Source organism: Cryobacterium lactosi (genome assembly GCF_004403945.1).
Classification (GTDB): domain Bacteria; phylum Actinomycetota; class Actinomycetes; order Actinomycetales; family Microbacteriaceae; genus Cryobacterium; species Cryobacterium lactosi.
In genome coordinates, this window is the sequence record NZ_SOHM01000003.1 from 1 (window position 1) to 20,992 (window position 20,992).

Genomic DNA, 20,992 nt, shown 5'->3' on the forward strand with positions numbered 1-20,992 from the left:
AGAGGCGCTGCGGGAACTCTGAAATGTCCATGCGGACGTCCTTTTCCCCGCCCTGAGCCGGCCCATGATGAAACGATGATCTGTCTCACCACAGGCTGACACTCAGGGCGCACCGGCCGCACTTGTCCGCACCGGGAACAGTTGCGGGGCTGAGGCGGCGGGCGGCTAGAGGCGGGTGCCCCAGGTGTCGCACCAGACATTCTGATTGAAGGTGCCCTGGAACTCGGAGGCCCCGATGATCTTCTGCACGGCGGCGTGGATCGCCTCGCGGCTGGGGTTGTGGGCGTGCACCACGGTCTTCACCATAGGCACGTCGATGAGGTGGTTGGGCTGGTTCAGCGACACGAACACGGTGGGCACCTCGGTGACGTACCAGGGGATCTCGGCGGCCATCGGCGTCGACCACCTGATGCGCACGCTGGCCTCCTGGGCGAAGCCGGCCACGTTGGCGAACACGATCGCCGCGTCGTACTTGTCGGTGTAGCTGCCATTGGCCTCTTCCGACATCACGGTGTGGAAGTAGACGTGCTCCTCGCCCTCGGCCTTGCGCTGCGCTGCATCCTTGAACACGTGCACCTCGAAGCCAGCCTGCTCGAGTTCGTCACGAGCGATCTGCAGGTAGGAGTTCGGGTCGGTGCCGGTGAAGTCGGCCGCCCCCGACACGCCATACAGGCGGATGCGCCGGTGCGTCTCCGGACGCAGCGGCAGATTGCCCTGGGTGTCCTTGATCAGCGTCACGGTCTTGTCGGCGATGGCCGCGGCCACCGCGTGGTGTTCCGGCGACCCGATGACGTCCAGCGCCTCCGGTCCGGGCACGAGTTGGTCGCGGGGGGTGGTGTGCAGTCCGAGCGAGGCCTTGAGGCCCAGGATGCGCTCGAGCGCCTCCTGCAGGCGCTCGGCGGTGATCACCCCGGTGCGGATGCCTTCCCGCAGGTACTCGGTGTCTTCGGCGGGATCGCGGAAGAACAGGAACATGTCGCAGCCGGCGGCGACCGCGGCGGGCACCGCGTCGCGGCGGGGCATCGCCTGGGTCATGCCGACCATCATCGACGCATCCGTGAGGATCAGCCCGTTGAAGCCCAGCTCGCCGCGGAGCAGGTCCTGCAGCAGCTCGGGGGCGAGGGTGGCCGGCAGGATCTCGGCATCCGTGATGCCGGGCCGGAACTTGCGGGAGAGCTCGGGAGCGCCGATGTGGCCGATCATGATGGACTGCACGCCGTGGTCGATCAGCTCGCGGTAGACCCGCCCGTAGCCGGCCTCCCACTCGTCGACGCCGAGGGTGTTGTAGCTGGTGACCACGTGCTGGTCGCGCTCGTCGATGCCGTCGCCCGGGAAGTGCTTCATCGCGGCGGCCATGTTCGACTCGCTCAGGCCGTCGAAGTACTCCTTGGCCCGCTCGATCACGATCTCGGGCGTGTTGCCGAAGGCCCGGGTGCTGATCACGGTGTTGCGCCAGTTGTAGTGGATGTCCACGATCGGGGCGAACGCCCAGTTGCAGCCGAGCGCCGCGGTCTCGACCCCGCCGACCCGGCCCATCTCGCGGGCGATGGACTTGTCGGGGTGCGAGCCGGCCTGCAGGTGGGTGGAGACCAGGGTGCCGTCGTCGATGCTGCCGAAGCCGCCCATCTCGGGGTTGGACGCGATGAGCAGCGGTACCTTGGACCGGGACTGCGCGTACCGGATGTGCTCCTGCACGGTCCGGGAGTCCGAGCCCATGTAGCGCATGCCGCCCACGTGGTAGGTGTCCAGGACTCCGTCGAGGTACTCGGGGGCGAAGTTCGTGTTGAGGTTGATGAAGAGCTGCCCGATCTTCTCGTCGGGGCTCAGGGACAAGATGGTGGCATGTACCCATTCGATTGCGGCCGAACCAAGATTGAACGGCTTCGCGCTGAGGTCGACCATGCCACATCCTTGTGTGTGAGAAACGAGCAGTAGAGCGGGCACGGGAAAGTGCCTCATAGGCTATGTCACACCATGTCGCCTAGTTCTGTCAACCGGTTGCCAAAATCGAGCGGCTCAACGTAGAGTGTGCATACCTCGCGACGAATCTGTCGCGGCGTTCCCAATGAAGCGAACTACGACGGAGGTCGTCACATCGTGTCAGAATTGCAATCGGTTGCCTGGACCCTCTCCGGCTTCGGCGACGAGATCGACCCGGACCCGGCCGTTCAGGTCGCCGTCCTCAAGGCGCTCGGCGCCAGTCACATCGAGGTCCGCAGCGCGTGGGACACCAACGTGGTCGACCTCGACGACGACCAGCTGACTGCCCTCGCCGACCAGCTCGCCCGCGCCGGCATGGCGGTTTCGGCCGTCGCGTCGCCGATCGGAAAGGTCGACGTCGCCCTCGACGCGGATCTCGAGGTCGCTCGGCTGCGGCGCATCATCCACGTCGCCCAGGTGCTGCAGACACCCAACATCCGGGTCTTCTCGTTCTACCGCGCACCCGGCATAGCCGTGGAGAGCATCCGCGACGACGTGCTCACCCGCATGCGCCTGCTCGCCGATCTCGCGGAGAAGGAGGGCGGGGTCCTCCTGCACGAGAACGAGAAGGACATCTACGGGGACACCCCCGAGCGCGTGCTCGACCTCGTGGAGAGTGTCGGCTCGCCCGCCCTCCGCCTGGCCTGGGACAACGCGAACTTCGTGCAGGTCGGGGTCAAGCCGTTCACCGACGGCTACGCCCAGCTGCGCCCCTACCTCGACTACCTGCAGGTGAAGGATGCCGTGGCGGCCACCGGCGTCGTGGTGCCGGCCGGCGAGGGCGACGGCGAGCTCGTCGAAACCCTGACGGCACTCCGCGACGACGGCTACGTCGGTTTCGCCTCCCTCGAGCCGCACCTGGCCATCCAGCACGAGCTCGGCGGCTTCTCCGGCCCGGCCACCTTCGGCGAGGCGGCGCGCGCCTTCGCGGGTCTTCTCGCCGGCCTCGGCGTGCGCACCACATGAGCGCCGCCACTCCTGCCGTGATCCCGAGGCGCGTGGCCGTCATCGGCTGCGGCGACATCTCGAGCCTGCATTTCGACGCCATCGCTATCGTGTCCGACGCCGAATTGGTGGCCGTGTGCGACGTGCACCCCGAGCGCCTGGCGAGCGCTGTCGCCGCGCACGGCGTGCCCGGGTTCGACAGCCACACGGAGATGTTCGACACCGTGCACCCGGACGTCATCCATATCTGCACCCCACACCACCTGCACGCGTCCATCGCCATCGACGCGCTGGAGCGCGGCATCCACGTGGTGATGGAGAAGCCCCTGGCGCACACCCGGGCAGAGGGCGACCGCATTGTCGCCGCCGCCGAAGCGGGCACGGCCAAGATCGCGGTCTGCTTCCAGAACCGCTACAACGCCCCGGTGCAGGCCGCGGCGGCGCTGCTGGCCTCCGGCGAGCTCGGCAGGGTCGCCGGGGCGGCGGCCACGGTGATGTGGTTCCGCGGGCCCGAGTACTACCTCGACCGGCCATGGCGGGGTCGCTGGGCCACCGGCGGTGGCGGCCTGCTGATGAACCAGGCGATCCACACCCTCGACCTGCTGCAGTGGCTGGTCGGAGAGGTCAGCGAGGTGAGCGGCAACGCCAGTACCCGCGCTCTGGGCGACACCATCGAGGTGGAGGACACCGCCGAGATGGTCCTCGAGCACACCAACGGCGCGCGAAGCATCTTCTACGCCACCTTGGCCAACGCGGTCAACGCGCCGGTCACCATCGACATCGTCACCGAGAAGGCGACCCTCAACCTGCGTGGCAACCTCACGATCAGCTACCCGGATGGCCGGGTCGAGGTCGTCGAGGAGCGCGCGGTCGCCGAAGGCGCACGTTCCTACTGGGGCGTGTCCCACCGGCTCCTGATCGAGGATTTCTACGCGCGCCTGGACGAGCCGGAGGCCTTCTGGATCAGCCCGGTCGAGGCCCAGCGCACGCTGAACATCATCCAGGACGTCTACGACCAGACCTACCCCGAGCGCGCGCAGAGCAGCGCAGCGTGGCAGCACACAGAAGAGAATGACCGAAAGGCAGCAACACTATGACGAACACTGTGACGGCCAGCGACGTGCAGGCCAGCGACGTGATGACCAAGACCGTGCGGTTGGGCATCATCGGGCTCGGCGCCCAGGGCTCGATGTACGCGAAGTTCATCAAGGGCGGCCTGGTGCCGAACATGGTGGTCACCGCGATCGCCGACATCGACCCGGCCAAGGCCGATATCGCCGCGGCGGAATATCCGGGGGCGCGGTTTTTCACGGACCACCTGGACCTGCTCGACAGCGGCGAGGTCGACGCCGTCGTCACCTGCGTGCCGCACTACCTGCACCCGCAAATGGGCATCGACGCGCTGTCCCGCGACGTCCACGCCCTGGTGGAGAAGCCGGCCGGCGTCTACACCAAGCAGGTCGACGAACTGAATGCCTTCGCCGCGTCGAAGCCGCACCTGAGCTTCGGCATCATGTTCAACCAGCGCAACAACCCCCTCTACGTGCGGCTCAAGGAAATCGTCGACAACGGCGAGATCGGCAACATCCTGCGTTCGAACTGGATCATCACGAACTGGTGGCGGCCGCAGGGCTATTACGACCAGAGTGCCTGGCGGGCCACCTGGGGTGGTGAGGGCGGAGGGGTCCTGGTCAACCAGGCCCCGCACCAGCTGGATCTCTGGCAGTGGATCTGCGGTGTGCCCCAGTCGGTGTACTCGAAGGTGGCCTACGGCTTCCGTCGCAATATCGTCGTGGAAGACGAGGTGACGGCCCTCGCCGACTTCGGCAACGGCGTCACGGGCGTCTTCGTCACCGCCACCCACGACCTCATCGGCACCGACCGCTTCGAGATCCTCGGCGACCAGGGCAAGATCGTCGTCGAGAACTCCAAGACGGCCACGGTGTCCCGGCTGCGGAAGCCGGAGCGCGAGCTCAGCGAGAGCATGGACATGGGCGACGTCCTGAAGCTGTTCACGGGCCAGCTGAAAACCGATGAGTTCTACACCCAGGAGACCATCGAGTTCGATTCCGCGTGGGGTGGCCAGCATGCCGGCGTGCTCGAGAACTTCGCGGCCAACATCCTTGACGGCACCCCGCTTCTCGCACCAGGCTCCGATGGCATCAAGGGCGTGCGCCTCGCCAACGCCATCCACCTCTCCAGCTGGACCGGCCGGGAGGTCTCCCTGGACTTCGACCAGGACGAATTCCTCGCCGCGCTCAACGAGCGCATCCGCGCGGAGGGCACCTTCTCCGAGCGCGACTGACCACGCGCCCGGTCGCCGGCCTTCCCACCCTCGTCTCGAGTGGTGGGGAGGCCATTCCTCGTGTCCGCGAGCTGATGCGGAAAGACCTGAAAACACTTCAATAACAAGAGCGACAATCGGTTGCCAAAAGCCAGGCATCTGATATAGCGTTACCAATCAATCGATCCGGCTCACGTTTGACTAGAGTTGGCAACCGGTTGCACTCGGTGTCGAGAACTCAGTGTCGAGACCTCCCCCCAACCCAGGAGACAACAATGAAGTTTCACTCCATGGCGACAGCTGTCGCCATTCTCACCGTGACAGCCCTCGGGCTGTCGGGCTGTGCCGCGGGCGGCAGCAGCGATCCAGGCGCGTCATCCGGCGCCGGCGCCACCGGCGGGACCCTCACCCTGGGATCCCTGGCCGACATCAAGTCCTTCGACCCGGCCCAGGCTCACCTCGGCCACCAGATGCCGATCTACCAGGCCGCCTACGACACTCTCATCAAGCGCGACGCCGACGGCACCCTCAGCCCCATGCTGGCCACCGAATGGTCGTACAACGACGACAACACCGTACTCACGCTGACGCTCCGCGACGATGTCACCTTCTCCGACGGCACGACCTTCGATGCCGCCGCCGCCAAGGCCAACCTGGACCACTTCCTGGCCGACAACGGCCCGGATGCGCAGCAGATCGCCCTGGTCTCCGCGGTCGACGTGGTCGACGACAGCACGATCAGCATCACGCTGAGCGAGCCCGACCCTGCGTTGGAGTACTACCTCACCCAGGCGCCCGGCCTGATCGGCAGCCCGGCCGCGCTGGCCACCGCCGAGATCGACACGGCCCCGGTCGGCAGCGGCCCGTACGTCATGGACGCCGCGAACTCCGTGTCGGGGTCACAGTTCACCTTCACCGCCAACCCCGACTACTGGGACAAGGACGCGCAGAAGTACGACAAGGTCGTCTTCAAGGTGCTGACCGACATCACGGCGCGGACCAACGCCCTCGTGTCCGGCCAGATCGACGCCACCCTGCTCGACCCCAAGACCGGCGTGCAGGCGGAGGGTGCCGGTCTCACGCTCACCGAGTACAGCACCGACTGGATGGGCCTGTTCCTCTTCGACCGCGACGGGGCCATCACCCCTGAGCTCGCCGACGTGCGCGTGCGCCAGGCCATCAACCACGCCATCGACCGGGACACGATCCTCGAACAGCTGGCGCTCGGGCACGGTGAAGTCACCACCCAGATCTTCAACAAGGACACCGCCGCCTATGAGGCGGACCTCGACGACGCCTACCCGTACGACCCGAAGAAGGCCAAGTCGCTTCTCGCTGCGGCCGGCTACGAGGACGGCTTCACCCTCAAGCTGCCGCTGCTGCCCGGCACCGAAGCGATCCTCGCCGTGGTCACGCAGCAGCTGGCCGACATCGGCATCACCGTCGAGCAGGAAGCGGTTCCGCAAGCCAACTACGTCGCCGACATCTCCGGCGCCAAGTACTCCGCCGCCTGGTTCAGCGTCTTCCAGGGCGAGCCGTGGGTGGTCATCAAGCAGCAGATCGCGACCACCGCCGGCTACAACCCGTTCGACTCGACGTCCCCCGAGCTGGCGGCGGCGCTCCTGGCTGCCCAGACCGGCGGCGATCAGAGCGCCGAGCAGGCGGCAGCCGTCAACGAGTACGTCGTCGAGAACGCCTGGTTCGCGCCCTTCTTCCGCCCGAGCCAGATGTACTACAGCAACAGCAAGGTCGTCGAGGTCGTACCGCAGACCCAGCAGGCCGTGCCCAGCCTGTACAACTACTCGCCCGTCAACTAACCCAGCGGCCGGTCAGGGGTGCGGGCGTCACCGCCCGCACCCCGGACCCACCACCTGAGCAGAATGCGCAATGGAGCGATATCGTGCTTACTTTTCTCATGAAGCGGCTGGTAGCGGGTGTGGTCGTGCTTTTCGCGATCGCCTGCCTGACCTACGCCCTCCTCTACTTCTCCAGCGCGAACATCGCGCGGAACATCCTGGGCGAATACGCCACCCAGGAGCAACTCGACGCCAAGTCGGCCGAGCTCGGCCTCGACCAGCCCCTCATCGTCCGATTCCTCGGCTGGCTGGGTCAGGCCCTGACCGGTGACCTCGGCAGCTCCTGGTTCACCGGCCAGTCGGTGGCCGGCGCACTGGTCACCCGGCTCCCGGTGACCCTGGCTCTGATCGTCACCGCGATCATCGTCATCGCCATCGTCGCCACCCTGCTCGGCATGGCCGCAGCGGTCAAGCGCGGCTGGATCGACCGGGTCGTGCAGACGGCCGCGGTCGTCGGCGACGCCATCCCCGGCTTCGTCCTGGCCATCGTGCTGGTCACCTTCCTGGCCATCCAGCTCAGGTTGTTCCCCGCCACCTCCTCGATCTCACCGGACTCGCCCTCATCGGCCTGGACAGCGTCGCTGACCCTGCCCGTGATCGCCCTCGTCATCAACGGCGTCACCGGTGCCGCCCAGCAGGTGCGCAGCGCCGTCATCAAGCAGCTCGAAAAGGACTACGTGCGCACCCTGCGCAGCCGGGGGATCAGCGAACGGGTCATCCTGTTCAAACACGTGCTCCGCAGCGCCGCCCCCGCCGGCTTGACCGTGCTCAGCCTGCAATTCATCGGCATGCTCGGTGGCGTCGTCATCATCGAGCAGATCTTCGCGCTTCCCGGCATGGGCGCCCTCGCGGTCAGCTCCACAACCCTCGGTGACATCCCGCTGGTCATGGGCGTCGTGCTCTACACCGTCGTCATCGTCATCATCGTCAACCTGCTCGTGGACCTCGCCAACGGGTGGCTCAACCCCAAGGTGCGTGTCTCATGACCCTCCCCATTGCCTCCATCGCCCCTACCGGCCAGAGCGGCGTTGTCGTGCGGGCCAACACCGTCAAGCGCATTCTGACCAACCCGATGGGCATCATCGCGGTCGTCATCCTGACGATCATGGCGGTGGTCGCGATCTTCGCCGACGCGATCGCGCCTTTCGGGGAGAACTTCGCCAACATCGCCAAGACCCTGGCCGCGCCGGACGCGGTCAACCTCCTGGGCACCGACAGTGCCGGCCGTGACACCTTCAGCCGGCTCGTCTTCGGCACCCGGATCACGCTGCTCTCCGCGATCCTCTGTGCCGCGGTGGCCATCGCCATCGGGCTGCCGGCCGGCCTGATCGGCGGCTACTACGCGGGCAAGTTCGATTCGGTGGCCAACTGGGTCACCAACGTGCTCATGGCACTGCCCGGCATCATCGTGCTCCTCACCATCCGGGCCGCATTCGGTCCGTCGGTCTGGGTGTCCATGATCGCGTTCGGAATCCTGATCAGCCCCGGCTATTTCAGGCTCACCCGAACCGCGGTGCGCTCGGTGCGCAATGAACTGTACGTGGATGCCGCCAGGGTGTCCGGCCTGAGCGACAGCCGGATCATCGCCAGGCACATCTTCTCGGTGGTGCGAGCGCCGATCATCATCCAGACCGCCATGGTCTGCGGTGTGGCGATCAGCATCCAGTCCGGACTGGAGTTCCTCGGCCTGGGCGATCCCACCACGGCCACCTGGGGAGTGATGCTCAGCGAGGGGTTCAAGAACGTCTACCTGACCCCCACCCTGCTGCTCTGGCCCGGCCTGGCCATCGGTCTGGCCATCGGCGCGCTCGTGCTGCTCGGCAACGCCGTGCGGGACGCGCTGGAGGACGCCGAGACCATCAAGCCGGTCAAGAAGAATGTCGAAGCGGATGCGCCGGCGCGGGAGTCCAGGGAGAGCCGCAAGACCCCGGCCGCCGTTGCCGCCGGCACCGAACACCACCTGCTGCGCGTGAACCATCTCGGGGTCGGCTACCCGCAGGCGGACGGCAGCATCAAGAAGGTCGTCGACGACGTGTCCTTCCACGTCGACCGCGGTGAGGTCCTCGGCATCGTGGGGGAGTCCGGCTCGGGCAAGTCCCAGACCGCCTTCTCGATCCTCGGGCTGTTGCCCGACAACGCCCGTATCGTGGCCGGCAGCATCCAGTTCGACGGCAAATACACCGTGGCACCGGGCGACGACACCGTCGTCCAGAGCCGCCTCACCCCGCTTCGCGGCGCCCGGATCTCCTACATCCCGCAGGAACCGATGAGCAACCTCGACCCGGCCTTCACCATCGGATCCCAGCTCGTGGCGCCCATGGTCAAGGTGCTGGGCATCTCCAAGAAGGAGGCCACGGCTCGGGCGCTCAAGCTGCTCGCCGACGTGGGCATCGTCACCCCGACCCGCACCTTCGCGGCCTACCCCCACGAGGTGTCCGGCGGCATGGCCCAGCGGGTGCTCATCGCCGGCGCGATCAGCTGCGAGCCCGACCTCATCATCGCCGACGAGCCGACAACGGCCCTCGACGTCACGGTGCAGGCCGAGGTGCTCGACCTGCTGCGCGATCTGCAACAACGCCTCGGCGTGGGCGTCATCCTCGTCACCCACAACTTCGGCGTTGTCGCGGACCTCTGCGACCGGGTCGTCGTCATGAAGAACGGCCGGCTGGTCGAGGAAGGGCCGGTCCGCGAGATCCTGCGTACGCCGCGGGACCCGTACACGATCACCCTGTTGTCGTCGATGCTCGAAGACAAGGAACCGATGACGATGCTCGTTTCAAGCGCCAAGGGAAGTGCCTCAGCATGATCGATTCAGCCGCCCCCACCCTGCTCTCCGTGAACGACCTCATCGTCGAGTACCCGGGCAAGGGCTTCCGCGCCAAGCCGTTCCGCGCCCTGACCGACATCAACATCAGCATTGCCGCCGGGGAGACTCTCGGCCTGGTGGGCGAGTCGGGATCGGGCAAGACCACCCTGGGGCGGGCGGTCCTGGGCCTGGCCCCGGTGACGAAGGGCACCATCACCTTCGAGGGTGATGACATCTCCCACGCCAGCCGCCGGGAGCGCCAGCGGCTCAGCCGCCACCTGCAGGTCGTCTTCCAGGACCCCTACACCTCGCTCAACCCGGCCATGCAGGTCGGCGACATCCTGGCGGAGCCGCTCGGCATCCAGGGGATCGGGCAGAAGGCATCCCGGGTGCGGGTGAAGGAACTGCTCGACCAGGTCGGCCTGCCCGGGGATGCCATCGGCCGGCTGCCCCGGGAGTTCAGCGGCGGACAGCGGCAACGGGTGGCGATCGCCCGGGCACTGGCGCTGTCGCCCAAGCTCATCGTCTGCGACGAGCCGGTGAGCGCCCTGGACCTGACCACGCAGGCGCGGGTGCTCGACCTGTTCCTTCAGATCCAGCGCGACACCGGCGTCTCCTACCTCTTCGTCTCGCACGACCTCGACGTCGTACGCCACATCAGCCACCGCGTGGCCGTGATGTACCGGGGCGAGATCGTGGAGCAAGGACCGGCCGCCGTGGTGACGAGCGAGCCGGAACACCCGTACACCCAACGACTGCTGCTGGCCTCCCCGGTGCCGGACCCGGACCGCCAGGAGGTGCGCCGGGCCAACCGGCTGCGCCTGGTCGAAACTCAGAGGGAACAGGATGTCCAGGCCGGCGTCGCGGTGTGAGCGGGCACGCACGCGTTGCGGCTGGACCTGTGGCACCATGAACTCGGAGCGACGCGCGGCATCCACGCAACCGGTTGCTCCAGGGATGAGTAGATCGTGATTGAAGCCGACTCCACACCGGACGCGGAGTCCACCCTGCCGGTGTCGACCCGTGGTGCCCGCCGGGGACGACCGGCGGCGACGATCTACGACATTGCCAAGCTCGCCGGCGTGAACCCGTCCACGGTGTCGCGCGCTCTGAGCAAGCCCGGTCGGATCAACGTCAAGACCGAGGAGCGCATCCATGCTGCGGCCAAGGAGCTCAACTACCGCCTGAACCCGATGGCCAGGGCGCTGCCGACCGGTCGCACCAACTCGCTCGGCCTGCTGCTGGCCGACATCACGAACCCGATGTTCTTCAACGTGGTCCGTGGCGCGGAGTCCGCAGCCTCGAAGCGCGGGTACACCCTGTTGCTCGCGGAGTCGCAGGAGTCGTCCGAGCGGGAGGCCGCGGCGGCGGAGCGGTTGTCACCCTCCGTCGACGGCCTGGTGCTGGTGACGTCGCGGTTGTCCGACGAGGAGATCGTTGAGCTCGCCGACCAGCGCCCGCTCGTGGTGATCAACCGCAAGGTGCACGGTATCCCGGGCATCGTGCCCGAGATCGGACCCGGCATCGAGCAGGCCCTGGCGCACCTCGGTGCTCTGGGGCACACCGCGATCGGCTTCGTGTCCGGGCCGGTGAACTCCTGGATGAACCGGGCCCGCTGGGCGGAACTTCTCGAGCGAGCTCCGGCCCTCGGCATGACCATCGTCGAGATCGGGCCGGGCAAACCCACCCTCGACGGTGGCGCCGCCACCCTGGCACGCGTCGTGGCCTCCGGTGTGACCGCAGTGCTGGCCTACAACGACCTCATGGCCATCGGCCTGATGCGGGCCGCGCAGGAGAGCGGCATCGACGTGCCGGGGAAGTTGAGCATCATCGGCTTCGACGACATCTTCGGCTCCGACTTCACCTCGCCGCAGCTGAGCACTGTGCGCACCCCGCTGGGCGCGATCGGCGACCGCGCCGTGCGGCTGATGATGCAGCTCCTCGACGAGGACGCCGGCGCACCGCCGCACCGCGACGCAGAGGTGGCCCTGGTCACCGAACTCGTGGTGCGCGGCTCGACCGGTCCTGCCGCCCACTAGGTCCGAGTCGTTCCCGGCCCATCCGGGTTCAGACTGTTCACACCGGTTTTGGCAACCGGTTGACAAAATCAGCATCTCCGTGTTCCATGAAGGAGTGACCATGAAACTTGACCTCGATCCAGACCGACTGTTCCCCGTCGATCCTGCGACGCGCGAGGTGGCCAGAGCGCTCTACACAGAAGTGGCCGCGCTCCCCATCCTCTCGCCGCACGGACATGTCGATCCCGCCATCCTGCTCGGCAACGTCCCGTTCCCCGACCCTGCAGAGCTGCTCATCCGGTACGACCACTACGTCACCCGCCTGATGCACGCCGCCGGGGTGCGGCTTTGCGACCTGGGCATCCCCGACCGGGTCTCGGGCACGCCGGTGGCCCCGCCCCGCGAGGTGTGGCGCACCTTCTGCGCGCACTGGCACCTCTACGCGGGCACGGCATCCGGCTACTGGCTGCAGCACGAGTTCAGCGAACTCTTCGGCATCGACCAGCATCCGGATGCGCAGAACGCGGATGCGCTCTTCGACACGATTCAGGCCGCCCTGGCCACGGATTCCTTCCGGCCGCGTGCGCTGTTCGACCAGTTCGGCATCGAGGTCCTCGCCACCACCGATGATCCGATGGACGACCTCGCCGTGCACCGGGCGCTGGCCGACGACCCCACCTTCTCGGGCCGGGTGCTGCCCACCTTCCGCCCCGACGCCTACCTGAACCCCGCCGCGGCCGGTTTCGCCGGGAACGTGGACCGCCTGGCCGACTGGAACGGTACGGAGCCGTCCAGCTACCAGGGCTACATCGACGCGCTCGCCGGGCGCCGGCGCTACTTCGCGGACCACGGAGCCGTGTCCGCAGATCACGGCGTCCTCCAGCCGCTCGCGGTCGACCTGTCCACCTCTGAAGCAGCGAGCCTCTTCGAAGGCGCTCGGGCCGGCACGCTGTCGGCCGCAGAGTCGCGGGCCTTCGGCGGGCACATGCTGCTCGAGATGGCGCGCATGAGCGTGGCCGACGGCCTCGTCATGACCGTGCACCCCGGCGTCTTCCGCAACCACAACACCGACACCTTCACCCGGTTCGGAGCCGACACGGGCCACGACATCCCGGTCACGACGACCTACGTCGACCCGCTCCGCCCCCTGCTGGAGAAGTACGGCAACCTGCCCGACTTCCACCTCGTGCTCTTCGCCGTCGACGAGACGGCTTACTCGAGGGAAATCGCCCCGCTCGCCGGCTTCTACCCGAGCGTCTACATCGGCGCGCCGTGGTGGTTCCTGGATGCCCCGGACGCCGTGTTGCGGTTCCGGGCGTCAGTGACCGAGACCGCGGGATTCTACCGAGGTTCCGGGTTCATCGACGACACCCGCGCCTTCCTTTCTATCCCGGCGCGGCACGAAATGGCCCGGCGCCTGGATGCGGCCTTCCTGGCCCGTCTCGTGCGGGAGGGGCGCACCGACATCCGCTCGGCCGAACGCATCATCGTCGACCTCGTCGACACCATCCCGCGAAAGGTCTTCAAACTGTGAGTACCGCCACCACCGACGCCGCCGAGGTCGACACCATGCACGCGCTGGGCCGCGCCGCCTACGCGGCACGCACCCGACAGCCGCAGAAGACCGCCCCGGTGCGCATCGTGCACCTCGGCCTGGGCGCGTTCCACCGGGCGCACCAGGCCTGGTTCACCGCCCAGGTCGATGAGGACGCCGAATGGGGCATCGCCGCCTTCACCGGCCGCAATTCCCAGGCCGCCCGGGAGCTCGCGCCGCAGGACGGCCTCTTCACTCTCATCGAGCGCTCGGAGGCCGGGGACTCGGCGACCATCGTGACCAGCATCGTGGAGGCCGTTGACGGAGCCGACCTCACCCGGCTGCGCGAGCTTCTCGCAGCGCCCGCCACGAGCATCGTGACCCTGACGATCACCGAGGCCGGTTACCGGCTGACGTCCGACGGCCGGCTCAACCTGGCCGACCCCGCCGTGGCGGCCGACGTGGCCTGGCTGCGCGAAGCACTGGCTGCGGATGCCGTGCCGGAGACGGTGCGGGACGGCCCGACCACCACCCTGGGGCGGTTGCTGCTCGGGCTCGATGCCAGACGCCGCTCCGACTCCGGCCCACTGGCGATCGTGTCCTGCGACAACATCCCCGACAACGGGGACTTCCTCGCCGGCGGGCTCGGTGACCTGGCCCGCCTGACCAGCCCCGCCCTGGCCGACTGGATCGACACCGAGCTGTCGTTCGTCTCGACGTCGGTGGACCGGATCACCCCGCGCACGACCCCGGCCGACCTTGCCGCTGCCGCCACCCTCACGGGCTGGCACGACGCTGCGGCCGTGGTCACCGAGCCCTTCCGGGACTGGGTGCTCAGCGGATCCTTCCCGGCCGGACGCCCGGCCTGGGAACGAGCCGGTGCCCGGTTCGTCGACCACATCGAGCCATTCGAGCAGCGCAAACTGTGGCTGCTCAACGGCGCCCACAGCCTGCTGGCCTACGCCGGCCTGGTGCGCGGTCACGAGACTGTGGCCCAGGCCATGGCCGACCCGGACTGCCGCCGCTGGGTGAACGACTGGTGGGACAGTGTCGTTCGGCACCTGGCCGCCGAGGGCCTCGAGCTCGACGCCTACCGGGCCGCCCTGCTCACGCGCTTCGACAACGCCCGCATCGAGCATCGGCTCGGCCAGATTTCCGGCGAAGCCGTGACCAAGCTGCGCGTGCGAATCGTGCCGACGGTGCTCGCCGAGCGTGCCGCCGGCCGGCAGTCGAGTGCCGGCATCCGGGCCATCGGCTCCTGGGTGGCGCTGGTCCGGTCGGGGTATCCGCTCGTGGACCAGGACTCCGCGGCCGTGGCCGCTGCCGTGGCGGCGGGGGAGGACGGCCTCATCGAGAGACTCGTCACCCTGGTCGACCCGCGCCTGGCGACGGATGCAACAGTGCTCGCCGCCATCCGCGCCGTCGCCACGGAGCCCCACGCCGGCTGAAACCGGCCCAAGCTCTGGCGAAACAGAAGACCCCCGTGGCGCTGCCGCGGGGGTCTTCTGTTGCCGTTTCGGACAACTGCGTCCGGCGCACCGGGCCCAGATGCCCGCGGCGGCAACAGTGAGGTCGCGAGGGTCCGAAGCCGGATATTGGCAACCGCTTGCCAATAAGAGTCGAGCGTGTTCTACTGAATGCACGGCACCGAGGTGCCAACGGTCTCGCACAGTCGCGAATGGGCCGTACAACGGGTAAAGGAGCCCCATGTCAACCTCAGTCATCGTGAACGCGGACACCCCCGCACGCACGACCGCCCCCGCCACGTTGAGCAGGCTCAGCATCGTCGGCTACGGCGCCGGCGACGCCGCGAACAATCTGGCCTTCACCACAGCGACCATGTTCCTGTTGGTCTACTACACGGATGTCGCGGGAATCTCCGCCGCCGCGGCCGGCACCCTCCTCCTCGTGGTGCGCATCTTCGACGCCTTCGCCGATGTGTTCGCCGGCCGCATCGTGGACCGGGCCTATAGCAAGCGGTTCGGCAAGTTCCGCCCGTTCATCATGTTCGGGTCCATCCCGCTGCTTCTGCTCTCCGCGGCCACCTTCTCGGTGCCCCAGATCGGCGAGAGCGGAATGCTCATCTACGCCTACTGCACCTACGCCGCGCTCGGGCTGGCCTACAGCCTGGTGAACATCCCGTTCGGCTCGATGGCCGGCGCGATGACCCAGAGCCCCACCGGCCGGGCGAAACTGGCCAGCGCGCGCACCATCGGTGGCATGGTCGTCGGTGCCGGACTCGGCATCTTCGTGGCGCCGCTTATCGTTCCCGGCGCCGACCTGCAGGCCACGTTCACCATCATGACGCTGAGCTTCGTGGTCATCGGAACGGCGCTGTACATGTTCACGGTTTTCACCGCCAAGGAACAGGTCGTTCGCACCGTCAACCAGCTGTCCCTGAAGCAGAGCCTGTCCACCCTCAAGGGCAACAAGCCCCTGTTCATGCTCTGCATCAGCTCGTTCGTCTTCCTCACCGGCTACCTCGCGCTCACCACTGTGCAGCTCTATTACCTGCGCGACGTGCTGAACGCCCTGCCCCTCTACGCCGCACTCTCTATTTTCCAGATCGTGGCCACCTTCGGCCTGGCCGTCTTCATTCCGGCCATCGTGCGCAAGTTCGGCAAGCGCGCGGCCTACATGGCCGGCTGCGGAATCATGGCCGCCGGCGGTCTCGTCGTCTTCTTCGCCCCCGCAACCATGGCCTGGTTGGGCTTCTCCGGACTCGCCGTCTGCATGGTCGGCATCATCCTCGTGAACATGCTGGTGTGGGCGCTGGAAGCCGACACCGTGGAATACGGCGAGTGGAAGACCGGGATCCGTGCCGAAGGCATGACCTACGCGCTGTTCTCCTTCACCCGCAAGACCGGACAGGCTGTGGGTGGCGCCCTGGCGGCGTTCTCCCTCGCCTGGGGTGGCTACGCCGCCGGCGAAACCGTGCAGTCGGCCTCTGCAGAACTCGGCATCCGCGCCGGCGCCGGATTGGTCCCGCTCGTGGCGTCACTGATCGCCGTCGCCGTGATGATCTTCTACCCGCTGACCGACAAACGTCACGCGATCATCGTCGCCGAGATCGCCGCACGCCGCGCCGGCACCGAAGACGGTGAACCGCCCATCGACCCGTCGCTCTCGACGGCGTCCTTCCGGGCGTACCGGCCGGGAAGTACCCCGCCATCGGTCGACTGACCTCCCCCCAACTAACCCATCACCCCGTAGTTCCAACAGAAGGAAGCACTCGTGAAGATCGACAAGGCTGAAGTAATCGTCACCAGCCCCGACCGCAACTTCGTCACCCTCAAGCTCACCACCGACGACGGCCTCACCGGCCTCGGCGATGCCACCCTCAACGGTCGCGAGCTGTCCGTGGTGGCCTATCTCACCGAGCACATCGTGCCGCTGCTGCTCGGCCGCGACGCGCACAACATCGAGGACACCTGGCAGTTCCTCTACCGCAGCGCCTACTGGCGCCGGGGCCCTGTCACCATGGCCGCGATCTCTGCAGTGGACGTGGCGCTGTGGGACATCAAGGCCAAGGCCGCCGGGATGCCGCTCTACCAGCTGCTCGGCGGCGCCTCGCGCACCGGCCTGCTCGCCTACGGTCACGCCTCGGGCAAATCTCTCAACGAGGTTTTCGACAGCGTCAACTCCCACCTGGAGCAGGGCTTCAAGGCCATCCGGGTGCAGACCGGGGTTCCCGGACTCGAATCGATTTACGGCATCGCCTCGAACAAGGGCCTGCCCGGCAACGAGGGCGTGCGTTACGACCATGAGCCCGCCCAGCGCGGGGCCCTGCCCGCCGAGGAGGACTGGGACACCCGTTCGTACCTCCGCCACGTGCCCACCGTGTTCGAGGCCGTGCGCAACGAGTTCGGCCCTGAGCTGCCGCTTCTGCACGACGGCCACCACCGGATGACGCCAATCCAGGCCGCCAAGCTCGGCAAGTCGCTCGAGCCGTACGACCTGTTCTGGCTCGAGGACTGCACGCCGGCCGAGAACCAGGAGGCACTGCGCCTGGTGCGTCAGCACACCACGACGCCGCTGGCGATCGGTGAGATCTTCAACTCGATCTGGGACTACCAGCAGATCATCCGCGAGCAGCTCATCGACTACGTGCGCAGCGCTGTGACCCACACCGGTGGCATCACGCACCTCAAGAAGATCCTCGAGTTCGCGGCGCAGTACCAGATCAAGTCGGGCATGCACGGACCGACCGACATCTCGCCCGTGGGCATGGCCGCGGCGATGCACCTCGGCCTGGCCATCCACAACTTCGGCATCCAGGAATACATGAAGCACGGCGACAAGACCAACGCGGTCTTCGAGCAGTCCTACAGCTGGAACAACGGCATGCTGCACCCCGGCAACAAGCCCGGACTCGGGGTGGAGCTGAACGTCGACGAGGCGGGCAAGTACCCGTACGCGACCGCCTACCTGCCCTACAACCGGCTGGCCGACGGAACGGTCCACGACTGGTGAGCGCGACGCTGCAGCGCCCCGCTGCCGACCAGAGGGGGACCAGGACCGGGGCGACGGTCCCGCTCCAGGTCGTCGTCATGGGGGTGTCCGGGTCGGGCAAGAGCACCATCGGCGCGCTCCTGGCGCACTCCCTGGGGGTCCCGTTCACCGACGCCGACGGGCTGCACCCGCAGGCGAACATCGTCAAGATGGCCGGTGGGGTGCCGCTGACGGATGACGACAGGTGGCCGTGGCTGGCGCTGGTGGGGGAGGCCCTCGCCGAGGCTGGGGCTGCCGGGACGGGGCTGGTCATCGCCTGTTCAGCACTCAAACGGGTCTACCGCGACGCGATCCTCAGCGCCGCACCCCACGTGCGGTTCGTGCACCTGGACGGCTCGCTCGAGGTGCTCGGCACCCGGCTCGAGGGCCGCAGCGAGCACTTCATGCCGCCGGCTCTCCTCCGGTCGCAACTGGCGACCCTGGAGGAACTGCACGACGATGAGCCGGGCTTCGCCGTCGACATCGACCAGCCGGTGCTCAACGTTGTCGCGGAATCCGTGGCGCGTCTGGCCGCACCGGCGCTGCCCGCATCCGTGACGATCGGAATCGGCCAGGGTGGCCTGCCCGTCGTCAGGGTCGACGGTGCCGCCGGCACGGCCGAGGTGTACCTGCACGGTGCGCACGTGACCAGCTGGGCACCGACGGGTCGACCGCCGGTGCTGTGGATGAGCGCACTCAGCGAGTTCGCACCCGACCGGCCGATCCGCGGCGGGGTGCCGCTCTGCTTCCCCTGGTTCGGGGCGCTGCCGGCCGATCCGACCGCGCCGGCGCACGGCTTCGCCCGGCTGGCCGAGTGGCAGCTGGTTGAGGCGGGGGAGGCGGGCGGAAACACCGTGCTGGTCTTCCGTCTCAGCGACACCGACGGCAGCCGGAATTCCGCGTGGCCGCATCGTTTCGAGGCGCTCTACACGGTGTCGGTCGGCGCCCAGCTGGGTCTGTCCCTGCAGGTGCGCAACCTCGACGTGACCCCGGTCAGATTCGCGGAAGCGTTCCACACCTATCTGAGCGTCCCCGACATCCGTGCCGTTGCGATCTCGGGATTCGAAGATCAGGAGTTTCTCGACCGTCTCGGCGACCCGCAGGCGCGAAGCAGTGAGGCTCGGCCGGTGCGGTTCAGCGGCGAAACCGACCGTATCTACCAGAGGACCACTGTCGCGGTGCGAGTCGCCGACGGCACCGGGCGCACGGTGGGGATCAGCACAGAGGGCTCACAGAGCCGGGTGATCTGGAATCCCTGGCACGCCAAGGCCGCGGCGATGGCCGACTTCGGCAACGACGAGTGGACCGGCATGGTGTGTGTCGAGGCAGCCAACGTCCTGGACGACGAGATCACCCTGGCGCCGGGTGCGGCGCACACGATGAGCGCGGTCATCGCCGCGATCTAAGGGGGCGGCGCTCAGGCGGCGACGCGGAGGGCTTCGCGCAGGTGCGTGAGGCCCTCGCTGAGGCGGCTGTCGGCGACGGCGGGGGTGACGCCGAGGAGATCGGCGACCTGGTCGTTGTTGAAGCCCGCGTAGTAGGCGAGGTGGATCGCCTGGCGGTGTTCGGGAGCCAGGGTCTCGATGGCTTCCGTGGCGTTGTCGAGGTTGATGGTGGGAGTGAACATGTAAATCGTACTTTTCGTATGGACGTGTGAAGGCGGCGCGCAGCATCGCGTGCGCCGGAATTCGAACAGCGTAGATGATCGACCGAAAGTCCCGGTCGAGTGTGTCCGGCCGGGTAGTGACCCGGTCGAGCGGTGTGCGGCTCCGGCCATGGATTGGGGCAGCGGAGGGGTCGGATCGTGATAAAGATCGACGCGCAACTATCCACACTAACACATCACGTCCCACGGCGTCGGGGCACCCGCGACTCCGAGGAGTCAGGGGTGCCCCGCGGGGGAATGAGACCCTCAGGCCATGGTGGCCACGTCGATCACGAAGCGGTACCGCACATCCGATGCCAGCACCCGCTCGTAGGCCTGGTTGATGTAGTCAGCGGCAACCAGCTCGGTCTCGGGGGCGATGCCATGCTCGGCGCAGAATTCGAGCATCTCCTGGGTCTCGCGGATGCTGCCGATACCGGAACCGGCGAACGACCGGCGGTTGCCGAACAGGCTGAACACCTGCACCGGCAGCGGCTCGGCGGGAGCGCCGACGCTCACCAGGGTGCCGTCCAGGCGCAGCAGCGACAGGTAGGCGTTGATGTCGATGAGTGCGCTGACGGAGTTGATGATGAGGTCGAAGGTGTTCGCGAGCGTCTCGAAGGTGGCCGGGTCGCTCGTGGCGTAGTAATGGTCGGCGCCCAGGCGCAGGCCGTCTTCCTGCTTGCTCAGGCTCTGCGAGAGCACCGTGACCTCGGCGCCCATGGCGTGGGCGATCTTCACGGCCATGTGGCCGAGGCCGCCCATACCGACCACGGCGACCTTCTTGCCTGGGCCGGCGTTCCAGTGTGAGAGCGGCGAGTACGTGGTGATGCCGGCGCACAGCAGGGGAGCGGCGGCCTCGAAGGGGATGCTCTCGGGCACCTTGAGCACGAAGTCCTCCACCACGACGATGTGGGTCGCGTAGCCGCCCTGCGTGATGGTGCCGTCCAGGTCGACGGCGGCGTAGGTGCCGGTGTTGCCCTTCAGGCAGTACTGCTCCTCGCCGGCGAGGCAGTTCTCGCACTCGCGGCAGGAGTTGACCATGCATCCCACACCGACGCGGTCGCCCACGTGGTGCAGGCTGACCTCTGAGCCGACCTCGGCGACGATGCCGACGATCTCATGACCGACAACCTGCGGGTACTGGATCGGTCCCCATTCGCCACGCACGGTGTGGATGTCGGAGTGGCAGATGCCGGAGTACCTGATCTCGATCAGGACATCGGCCGGGCCGAGGTCCCGTCGCTGGATGGTGGTCTTGACCAGGGGTTCGGTGGCAGAGGGGGCGGCGTAGGCGTTGACTGTGAGCATGGTTCTCCCGGGGATCTCGGATGGGTCGAACAATCCAAGCATGCGCCGAAGGTGCCGGGCGCTACGAAGCAGGTACAAACAGGGCACCCTTGGGCGGAATATCCGGCAGTGACCGCCACGTC

16 protein-coding genes are annotated in these 20,992 nt (G+C 67.6%); 13 read left to right on the forward strand and 3 right to left on the reverse strand.

The window, feature by feature from the left end; translation table 11 throughout:
- Positions 1–165 precede the first annotated feature (165 nt).
- Positions 166–1,902, reverse strand: a complete 1,737-nt coding sequence (locus tag E3T61_RS01225) for a glycoside hydrolase family 3 protein (RefSeq protein ID WP_134639116.1) — start codon at positions 1,900–1,902, stop codon at positions 166–168.
- A gap of 192 nt (positions 1,903–2,094) precedes the next feature.
- Here E3T61_RS01225 and E3T61_RS01230 point away from each other — a divergent pair, with 192 nt between their 5' ends.
- The 13 genes from E3T61_RS01230 (at position 2,095) to E3T61_RS21795 (ending at position 19,320) form a co-directional block, all read left to right on the forward strand.
- Complete coding sequence (locus E3T61_RS01230) at positions 2,095–2,946, forward strand: sugar phosphate isomerase/epimerase family protein (protein WP_420898457.1); 852 nt, start codon at positions 2,095–2,097, stop codon at positions 2,944–2,946.
- A gap of 17 nt (positions 2,947–2,963) precedes the next feature.
- Positions 2,964–4,022: a Gfo/Idh/MocA family protein gene (locus E3T61_RS01235; RefSeq protein WP_338145493.1), complete on the forward strand. Its 1,059-nt coding sequence runs from the start codon at positions 2,964–2,966 to the stop codon at positions 4,020–4,022.
- Positions 4,019–5,230 (forward strand): Gfo/Idh/MocA family protein, encoded by a 1,212-nt coding sequence (locus E3T61_RS01240; RefSeq protein WP_241992329.1) that lies wholly within the window; start codon positions 4,019–4,021, stop codon positions 5,228–5,230. The genes E3T61_RS01235 and E3T61_RS01240 overlap by 4 nt, the downstream gene beginning before the upstream one ends.
- 254 nt (positions 5,231–5,484) lie before the next feature.
- Positions 5,485–7,026 carry an ABC transporter substrate-binding protein gene (locus E3T61_RS01245; protein ID WP_134639119.1) on the forward strand — a complete coding sequence of 514 codons (1,542 nt, stop codon included), beginning with the start codon at positions 5,485–5,487 and terminating at the stop codon, positions 7,024–7,026.
- 83 nt (positions 7,027–7,109) lie between these two features.
- Complete coding sequence (locus E3T61_RS01250; RefSeq protein WP_134639120.1) at positions 7,110–8,051, forward strand: ABC transporter permease; 942 nt, start codon at positions 7,110–7,112, stop codon at positions 8,049–8,051.
- Positions 8,048–9,871, forward strand: a complete 1,824-nt coding sequence (locus E3T61_RS01255; protein ID WP_134639121.1) for a dipeptide/oligopeptide/nickel ABC transporter permease/ATP-binding protein — start codon at positions 8,048–8,050, stop codon at positions 9,869–9,871. Before E3T61_RS01250 ends, E3T61_RS01255 begins: the two co-directional genes overlap by 4 nt.
- Positions 9,868–10,743, forward strand: a complete 876-nt coding sequence (locus E3T61_RS01260) for an ATP-binding cassette domain-containing protein (RefSeq protein ID WP_134639122.1) — start codon at positions 9,868–9,870, stop codon at positions 10,741–10,743. Before E3T61_RS01255 ends, E3T61_RS01260 begins: the two co-directional genes overlap by 4 nt.
- A gap of 96 nt (positions 10,744–10,839) precedes the next feature.
- Positions 10,840–11,910 carry a LacI family DNA-binding transcriptional regulator gene (locus E3T61_RS01265; RefSeq protein WP_241992330.1) on the forward strand — a complete coding sequence of 357 codons (1,071 nt, stop codon included), beginning with the start codon at positions 10,840–10,842 and terminating at the stop codon, positions 11,908–11,910.
- A 100-nt stretch (positions 11,911–12,010) separates the two neighbouring features.
- Entirely contained in the window at positions 12,011–13,423 is a 1,413-nt protein-coding gene (gene uxaC / locus E3T61_RS01270) for a glucuronate isomerase (protein WP_134639123.1), read from the forward strand.
- On the forward strand, positions 13,420–14,871 hold the full coding sequence (locus tag E3T61_RS01275) for a mannitol dehydrogenase family protein (RefSeq protein ID WP_241992331.1): 1,452 nt from the start codon (positions 13,420–13,422) through the stop codon (positions 14,869–14,871). The genes uxaC and E3T61_RS01275 overlap by 4 nt, the downstream gene beginning before the upstream one ends.
- 259 nt (positions 14,872–15,130) lie before the next feature.
- The gene (gene uidB / locus E3T61_RS01280; protein WP_134639124.1) at positions 15,131–16,606 is read left to right on the forward strand and encodes a glucuronide transporter; all 1,476 of its coding nucleotides are present in this window, start codon (positions 15,131–15,133) and stop codon (positions 16,604–16,606) included.
- A gap of 51 nt (positions 16,607–16,657) precedes the next feature.
- Complete coding sequence (gene manD / locus E3T61_RS01285; RefSeq protein WP_134639125.1) at positions 16,658–17,896, forward strand: D-mannonate dehydratase ManD; 1,239 nt, start codon at positions 16,658–16,660, stop codon at positions 17,894–17,896.
- Complete coding sequence (locus E3T61_RS21795) at positions 17,893–19,320, forward strand: gluconokinase, GntK/IdnK-type (RefSeq protein WP_166793112.1); 1,428 nt, start codon at positions 17,893–17,895, stop codon at positions 19,318–19,320. The genes manD and E3T61_RS21795 overlap by 4 nt, the downstream gene beginning before the upstream one ends.
- A gap of 11 nt (positions 19,321–19,331) precedes the next feature.
- Here E3T61_RS21795 and E3T61_RS21800 read toward each other — a convergent pair whose 3' ends face one another.
- Positions 19,332–19,541: an RNA polymerase sigma factor gene (locus tag E3T61_RS21800; protein WP_166793113.1), complete on the reverse strand. Its 210-nt coding sequence runs from the start codon at positions 19,539–19,541 to the stop codon at positions 19,332–19,334.
- Between the two features lie 285 nt (positions 19,542–19,826).
- Entirely contained in the window at positions 19,827–20,870 is a 1,044-nt protein-coding gene (locus tag E3T61_RS01300; protein ID WP_134639127.1) for an NAD(P)-dependent alcohol dehydrogenase, read from the reverse strand.
- Between the last annotated feature and the right edge of the window lie 122 nt (positions 20,871–20,992).

Excerpts from the sequence above, each read along its gene's own strand:
- uidB (WP_134639124.1), top strand. The coding sequence starts at position 15,131 with ATGTCAACCTCAGTCATCGTGAACGCGGACACCCCCGCACGCACGACC.
- uxaC (WP_134639123.1), top strand. The coding sequence starts at position 12,011 with ATGAAACTTGACCTCGATCCAGACCGACTGTTCCCCGTCGATCCTGCG.
- E3T61_RS01225 (WP_134639116.1), bottom strand. The coding sequence starts at position 1,902 with ATGGTCGACCTCAGCGCGAAGCCGTTCAATCTTGGTTCGGCCGCAATC.
- E3T61_RS01260 (WP_134639122.1), top strand. The coding sequence starts at position 9,868 with ATGATCGATTCAGCCGCCCCCACCCTGCTCTCCGTGAACGACCTCATC.
- E3T61_RS01245 (WP_134639119.1), top strand. The coding sequence starts at position 5,485 with ATGAAGTTTCACTCCATGGCGACAGCTGTCGCCATTCTCACCGTGACA.
- E3T61_RS01240 (WP_241992329.1), top strand. The coding sequence starts at position 4,019 with ATGACGAACACTGTGACGGCCAGCGACGTGCAGGCCAGCGACGTGATG.
- E3T61_RS21800 (WP_166793113.1), bottom strand. The coding sequence starts at position 19,541 with ATGTTCACTCCCACCATCAACCTCGACAACGCCACGGAAGCCATCGAG.
- E3T61_RS01300 (WP_134639127.1), bottom strand. The coding sequence starts at position 20,870 with ATGCTCACAGTCAACGCCTACGCCGCCCCCTCTGCCACCGAACCCCTG.
- E3T61_RS01255 (WP_134639121.1), top strand. The coding sequence starts at position 8,048 with ATGACCCTCCCCATTGCCTCCATCGCCCCTACCGGCCAGAGCGGCGTT.